This is a genomic window from Nonomuraea zeae (assembly GCF_005889725.1).
Taxonomy (GTDB): domain Bacteria; phylum Actinomycetota; class Actinomycetes; order Streptosporangiales; family Streptosporangiaceae; genus Nonomuraea; species Nonomuraea zeae.
Window position 1 is genome coordinate 62,019 of sequence record NZ_VCKX01000033.1, and the last position, 6,881, is coordinate 68,899.

Annotated in this window: 5 protein-coding genes; 2 read left to right on the forward strand and 3 right to left on the reverse strand. The window is 71.0% G+C overall.

What is annotated here, in order from left to right; all coding sequences use genetic code 11:
- Positions 1 to 146 precede the first annotated feature (146 nt).
- Together ETD85_RS13835 and ETD85_RS13840 are read left to right on the forward strand one after the other, a co-directional pair.
- Positions 147 to 2,054: an ABC transporter ATP-binding protein gene (locus ETD85_RS13835; protein WP_138690085.1), complete on the forward strand. Its 1,908-nt coding sequence runs from the start codon at positions 147 to 149 to the stop codon at positions 2,052 to 2,054.
- Complete coding sequence (locus ETD85_RS13840) at positions 2,054 to 3,877, forward strand: ABC transporter ATP-binding protein (protein ID WP_138690086.1); 1,824 nt, start codon at positions 2,054 to 2,056, stop codon at positions 3,875 to 3,877. The genes ETD85_RS13835 and ETD85_RS13840 overlap by 1 nt, the downstream gene beginning before the upstream one ends.
- Before the next feature lie 139 nt (positions 3,878 to 4,016).
- On the opposite strand, the gene ETD85_RS13845 is transcribed toward ETD85_RS13840, so the two are convergent.
- The 3 genes from ETD85_RS13845 to ETD85_RS63070 all read right to left on the reverse strand — a co-directional run.
- Positions 4,017 to 5,273: a PP2C family protein-serine/threonine phosphatase gene (locus ETD85_RS13845; RefSeq protein WP_206058290.1), complete on the reverse strand. Its 1,257-nt coding sequence runs from the start codon at positions 5,271 to 5,273 to the stop codon at positions 4,017 to 4,019.
- Positions 5,274 to 5,375: 102 nt separating this feature from the next.
- Positions 5,376 to 5,981, reverse strand: coding sequence for a dihydrofolate reductase family protein (locus ETD85_RS13850; protein ID WP_138690087.1), 606 nt, complete (start codon positions 5,979 to 5,981; stop codon positions 5,376 to 5,378).
- Positions 5,982 to 6,011: 30 nt separating this feature from the next.
- Positions 6,012 to 6,881, reverse strand: an 870-nt coding sequence (locus ETD85_RS63070) for an MFS transporter (protein ID WP_170246657.1), incomplete at its 5' end; no start/stop codon positions are given.

Consider the following 6,881-nt stretch of genomic DNA (forward strand, 5'->3'; position numbering starts at 1 on the left):
CCATGGTCCATCCCGCATGGGACACCAAGGTCCGTCCCACATGGACACCATGGTCCGCCCTCGGCACGGGGAAAAGCGCTGGGTTTTTGTCGTAGGCCGGTGATAGAAAACAGTTTCGACGTCCGCCCACCTTGCCGCCAGGGGGCATGCTTGTGACCACCAGCAGCTCGGAGTTCTCCGCTCCCGGCCCACGCTACAACCGGCGTGGCCCGGTGCGCTGGCTCTGGTCTCATCTGCGCCGCCACGTGCTGCATCTGACCGGCTTCCTCGGCGGGTCACTGATCATGGTGGTGCTCAACTCGGCCGTGCCGCAGCTCACCGGCGCCGCCTTCGACGCCGTGCTGGGGGAGCAGGGCGAGCCGGCCTCCGCGCTGTGGCTGATCGCGCTGACGCTGCTGGCGATCGTGTCGGCCAGGGGGCTGTTCGACCTCGTCGCCCGGCTGTCGAGCGAGGTCCTGGCCAAGCGCCTGGAGCGGGACACGCGCGACGAGCTCTACGTGAGCCTGCTGGGCAAGAGCCAGACCTTCCACAACCGGCAGCGGGTCGGCGACCTGATGGCCCGCGCCGCCAACGACATCCGGCAGCTGTCCATCATGGTCACGCCGGGGCTCGACCTGATCGTCGACTCCGGGCTGACCGGCCTGGTGCCCTTCTTCTTCATCGCCGCCATCGACCCGCGGCTGCTGCTGGTGCCGTGCGTCTTCGCGGTGCTGTTCTTCCTCGCGCTCTGGCACTACATGCGCCGGCTCAACCCGGTGGCGACGCGCATGCGCGAGCAGTTCGGCGACCTCAACGCGGCGCTCAACGAAGCCGTGCGCGGCATCGAGGTCATCAAGGTGACCGCGCAGGAGGGCCAGGAGCGGCGGCGCTTCAGGGCCCACGCCCGCCGCTACCGCGACTCCTTCGTCCGCAACGGCCTGGTCCAGGCCCGCTACCTGCCCACCCTGCTGTTCGCCTTCGCGATGGCGGGCGCCATGTGGCACGGCCTCTACCTCCACGGCATGGGCGTGCTCACGCTCGGCGACCTGGTGGCCTTCATGGGCCTGATGTCCATGCTGGGCTTCCCGACGCAGATGTCGATCTTCACCTTCTCCCTGGTCCAGATCGGCATCGCCTCCTCGCGCCGGATCCTCGGCGTCATCGGCGCCGAGGACGAGCTGGAGCAGCGCGCCGACGGGCACGCCGCGCCGATCACCGGGGAGATCGTCTTCGACGACGTGACGTTCGGCTACGAGGAGGGCGATCCCGTGCTGCGCGGGGTGTCGTTCACCGTGCGGCCGGGCGAGACGGTGGCGATCGTCGGCGAGACCGGCTCGGGCAAGAGCACGCTGACGAAGCTGGTCCCGCGCATCTACGACATCACCTCGGGCCGGGTCCTGGTCGACGGGGTGGACGTGCGCGACTGGGACCTCGACTCGCTGCGCTCCCAGATCTCCACCATCGAGCAGGACATCGTGCTGTTCTCCCGCTCCGTGGCCGAGAACATCGCCTTCAGCCTCGGCCAGCGGGCCGACCGCGAGGCCGTGGTCAGGGCGGCGGAGGACGCGCAGGCCGCCGAGTTCGTCGCGGAGCTTGACGAGGGCTACGACACGGTCATCGGCGAGCGCGGCGTCACCCTGTCGGGCGGCCAGCGCCAGCGCCTGGCCATCGCGCGGGCCCTGCTGACCGACCCGGCGATCCTCGTGCTCGACGATTCCACCAGCGCCATCGACTCCGCCACAGAAGACCTGATCCAGCAGGCGATCGGCCGCATCCTCGACGGGCGCACGACGCTGCTGATCACCCATCGGCTCTCCCAGATCCGGTGGGCGGACAAGGTCCTGCTGCTGCGGCGCGGCGAGCTGGTCGACTGCGGCACCCACGACGAGCTGATCGAGCGCAGCCGCCTCTACCGGCGGATCTTCGCCCACTACGACGAGGCGGGCGTCGGCGACGGCCCAGTAGAGGGCGCAGGAGACGGCGCTACGGGCGGCGCCGCTGACGGTGCTTCCGGCGCCGCTGACGGCGCCGACGACGGTCCGGTGCTGGCCGGCGAGCAGGGAGGGCGGCGCTGATGGGCTTCATCATGGACGGCCTCGACGCCGAAGACTACGACCGCACCTACAACGACCGTGACCTGCTGCGCAGGATCGCCTCCTACTTCCGGCCGAAGCTGGGCGCGATGGTCCTGGTGGCGGTGATGATCGTGCTGTCGTCGATGAGCCAGGCGGCCATGCCGCTGGTGGCGAGCTGGGGCGTGGACGCGATCGCCGACGGCACGATCGGCGAGGTGTGGTGGCTGCTCACCGGCGGCCTGCTGGTCGCCGGGGCGTTCGGCTGGGTGTTCAACTACGTCCGCCAGCGCAACAGCTCGCGGGTGACCGGCGACGTCGTGCTGCGCCTGCGCGAGGACGCCTTCGACGCCGTGCTGGAGCGCGACCTGTCGTTCTACGACGAGACGCCGTCCGGCAAGATCGTCAGCCGGGTCACCTCCGACACCGACGACTTCGCCACGGTCTCCACGCTGACGATGGACCTGATCAGCCAGGTGCTGATGGTCGGCTTCGTCACGGTCCTGCTGTTCTTGCGCAGCGTCGAGCTCGCCCTGCTGACGCTGCTGGTGGTGCCCATCGTGATGGGTCTGGCGCTGCTCTTCCGCCGCCTGGCGCGGGCCAGCACCCGCCGGGCGCAGCGCTCGCTGAGCCGGGTCAACGCCAACCTCCAGGAGACCATGGGCGGCATCACGGTGGCGAAGAACTTCCGGCAGGAGCAGCAGGTCTACGACGAGTTCCAGCCGATCAACCGGCAGAGCTACGACGTGACGCTCAGGCAGGGGTTCGTCTTCTCGGCCATCTTCCCCGTGCTCTTCCTGGTGGCCGGGCTGGCCACGGTCGCCCTGGTCCAGCTCGGCGGCACGGCGGTGCTCGGGGGCGGCCTGTCGGCCGGCGACTGGTATCTCTTCCTGCAAGGGGTCTCGCTCTTCTGGTTCCCGCTGACCTCCATCGCCGCCTTCTGGTCCCAGTTCCAGCAGGGCCTGTCGGCGTCCGAGCGGGTCTTCGCGCTGATCGACGCCGAGCCCCGGGTCGTGCAGACCGACGCGCAGCCCCCAGGCGAGCTGGCGGGCCGCATCGAGTTCCAGGACGTCACGTTCGGCTACGACCCCGCCCATCCCGTGCTGCGGAGCTTCGACCTCCTCATCGAGGCAGGGGAGACGGTGGCGCTCGTGGGCCACACCGGCGCGGGCAAGTCCACGCTCAGCAAGCTGATCACCCGCTTCTACGAGTTCCAGCAGGGCCGCCTGCTGATCGACGGCCGCGACATCCGCACGCTCGACCTGCCCGGATACCGCAAGCAGATCGGCGCGGTGCCGCAGGCGCCGTTCCTGTTCAGCGGCACGGTGGCCGACAACATCCGCTATCCCCGGCCGGACGCCGACGACGACGAGGTGCTCGCCGCCGCGACGGCCGTCGGCGGCGGCGACTGGATCGAGGCCCTGCCCCACGGCCTGGCCACCGACGTGGGCGAGCACGGCCGCGCCCTGTCGATGGGCCAGCGCCAGCTCGTCGCGCTGGCCAGGCTGCTCATCCAGGATCCCGCGATCGTCGTCCTCGACGAGGCCACGGCCAGCGTCGATCCGCTGACCGAGGCCCAGATCCAGGAGGGGCTCGACGTGGTGCTGGCCGGCCGGACCTCGATCGTCATCGCCCACCGGCTGTCCACGATCGAGCATGTCGATCGCATCATCGTGCTCGATCACGGGCAGATCGTGGAGGAGGGCGACCACGCGACGCTGCTGGCTCGCGGCGGCCGCTACTGCCAGGTCTACAACACCTACTTCCGCCACCAGTCGCCCAACTACCGCGCCGGCTCCGGCTTCGTCCCCGTCGGCGGCGCCTGAGCGGGCGGGCGCGGCTCGCGTTCGGCGAGTGTGACGTCGGCGTCCGGCCGGTCGGCTCGGCTCGCGTTCGGCGAGCAGGACGTGGTGGCCGGGCGGCCGGTGCCGGCGAAGGCCTCGGGGCCGGCCTGGATGCTCGGCGTCAGAGGAGGAGGCGGCGTTGGCGGCGGCTGCGCCACTCCACCATGAGCACGGTGGCGTCGTCCTGGAGCCGCCCGCGCTGGTGCAGCAGGATCGCCTGGATCAGCCGGCGCAGCGTCTCCGGCGCGGACAGGCCGTCGGCCTCGTGGCGGATGATGAAGTCGATGAATCGTTCCAGCCCGAACAGCTCCCCGTCCGGGCTCTGCGCCTCGATGATCCCGTCGGTGTAGAACAGCAGCCGGTCGTCCGGCTGCAACTGGTAGCCGAGCAGCCCGGTGGACGGGCTCATCCGGAAACCCATCGGCGGGTCGGGCTCGCTGCTCAGTGTCGCGACCTGCCGGCCGCCGCGCAGCACCAGCGGGGGATGGTGGCCCCGGTTCACCCAGCTCAGCCATCCGGTACGCACGTTCAGGTCGGCCAGGATGCCGGTGGCGAAGCGGCCGACGAACTGATCGGCGATCGCCGCGTCGATCGCCTCGGCCGCCGTGGGCAGGTCCACGCCTTCCAGCCGCTGGTTACGGCACGCGCTCACGGCGATCGTGGCGGTCAGCCCGGCCGAGGTGTCGTGCCCCATGGCGTCGAAGATCGACACATGCAGCGTGTCGTCGTCGAGGGCGTAGTCGTAGGCGTCGCCGCCCACGTCGTACGCGGGCTCCAGGGCGGCGCTGACCACCACGTCGTCCGTGGCGAACGTCCCGGGCGGCAGCAGGTTGAACAGCACCTCGGCCGACAGGCTCATCGGCCGCCTGCGGATCATCCGCGAGTAGGAGTCGCTGTGCGGGCGCTTGCTCATCAGCAGCACCGAGACCAGGGACGCGAGCTGCTTGGCCCGGCGTATGTCGAGATCGTCGCCCTCGGGCACGATCACGCCCAGCACGCCCAGACGCTCGGTGCCGTCCAGCAGCGGCACCCACAGCCGGCGGCCCTCGCGTTCGGCGGAATCGGTGTCACCCGAGGGCCGGGCGCGGACGACGTCCACGATGCGGAAGGCCCGGCCCGCCAGCGTGGAGTCGATCCGGATCGGCTCCAGCGGGTGGCCGGACTCGTCCGCCTGCCCCGGCGTCGGCAGCAGGATCAGCTGCTGCAGATCGGTCACGTAGATCCTGGTCTGGGAGAAGCCGACCAGACTCGCATGGGTCGCGACCGTGCCCGGCAGCTCCTCCATCGAGGTCGTGTGGTTGGTATCCAGCAGGCCGCCCAGCATCAGCTCACCGTCGCCGCGCCTCGGCGGGCTCTCTGCCTCCGGCCGTTCTCCCATGGGTGACTCCTACCCCGGGTCACCGCCACCCATGGGCGTCTCATGCGCGCCGCGTTCCGGCGCGGTGCTCTCCGGCCTGGTCAGAAGGGTCGATCGCGGCCCTCAGAGCCTTGCGCCGGTGACTGGCCGATAGGTCGCCATGATCACCCCGGTCCCGGTCGTCGCCGAGCCGGCCAAGGTGAAGTCCGACATCTCCGTACCCTCGAACAGCCGCCGCCCGGACCCGAGCACCACCGGATGGACCAGCAGGACCAGCTCGTCCACCAGGCCCCGGGCCAGCAGCGACCGGACCAGCACCCCGCTGCCGAACACCACGAGATTCTCCGCCCGCTCCGCCTTGAGCGCGGCCACAGCCTCTGTGACGTCGCCTGTGACGTCACCTTTCAGGAGGGTGGAGTGCCGCCAGGGCAGCGGTTCGCTCAGCGTGGTGGACGCCACGTACTTCTGGACGCTGTTCAGGGAGTCGGTGAACGGGTTCGGCGCCTGGCGGGGCCAGTAGGAGGCGAAGCGCTCGTACGTCGTCCGCCCGGCCAGCAGCGACCACGCGCTCGACATGCGGGCTCCCATCACCTCCTGCATGGCCGGATCCTGCCGCCTGGTGGCCCACCCGCCGTGCCGGAAGCCGTCGCGCGGATCCTCGTCGGGATGCCCGGGAGCCTGCATGACGCCGTCCAGGGTCAGGTGCTCGATCGCGATCACGTTGCCCATGTCGTACCTCCTGATGTGGTCTCTCGCGGCTTATACGAACGGCGGCTCGCCGATTCGACACCGCGCGACGAGCACCCCCGCGCCCGCGATCAGCACGCCCGAGACCGCGAGCGTCGCCGGCGTGCCCGCCGCCTGCGCCAGGGCGGCGAGCGCGATCCCGCCGACGATCTCCCCGCCGGTCTCGGCCTGGGAGAGGAACGAGTGCACGGTCGCCCGCACGCCACTCGTCGTACGCCGGTTGACCCAGACCACGCCGACCGCCCGCGTCAGGCTGACCGCGATCCCGCTCACCACCAGCACGCCGAACGCGCCGGTGAGCGCGCCGGGGGCGCAGGCCAGCAGGATCAGCGCGCCCGCGCCGAGGAGGCAGGCCAGCGCGTACACCCGCCTGGCCACCCCCGCGCCGTCGATGCGCGCCTGGACCACCCTCAACGCGACGACCCCCGCCCCTGCCGCGAGGATGCCCAGTGCGGTGTACCAGAGCGTGGGATCGTCGGGAAAACCGAGGTCGACGAGCCGCCGGGGGAACAGCCAGGAGACCATGCCGGCCCCGTTGACGATCATCGTCGCGGCGAGCACGAGCCGGATCTCGTGATCCCGCCGGGCAAGCGACGCCCCTCGCCGGAAGATCGCCCATCGCTTCTCGCGTGCGGGGGTGAAGTTACGTTCCCTGAAGGCCACGGCCACGTACAGACCGAGCGCCGCCATGCCCGCGCCGGACACCACGATCGCGGTGGCCAGGCCGGCCGCCCACCCGAGCAGCCCGAACACCACCATGCCCGCCGCCCCGCCGGCGAGCTCCCAGCGCGCGGCCGCCATCAGCACCCGGGCGGTGCGATCCGGCCGGTCGAGCTCGTCGGTGAGCCAGGCGACCTCGGCCCCCGACAGGCACGCCCACCC

Excerpts from the sequence above, each read along its gene's own strand:
- ETD85_RS13840 (WP_138690086.1), top strand. The coding sequence starts at position 2,054 with ATGGGCTTCATCATGGACGGCCTCGACGCCGAAGACTACGACCGCACC.
- ETD85_RS13845 (WP_206058290.1), bottom strand. The coding sequence starts at position 5,273 with ATGGGAGAACGGCCGGAGGCAGAGAGCCCGCCGAGGCGCGGCGACGGT.
- ETD85_RS13850 (WP_138690087.1), bottom strand. The coding sequence starts at position 5,981 with ATGGGCAACGTGATCGCGATCGAGCACCTGACCCTGGACGGCGTCATG.
- ETD85_RS13835 (WP_138690085.1), top strand. The coding sequence starts at position 147 with ATGCTTGTGACCACCAGCAGCTCGGAGTTCTCCGCTCCCGGCCCACGC.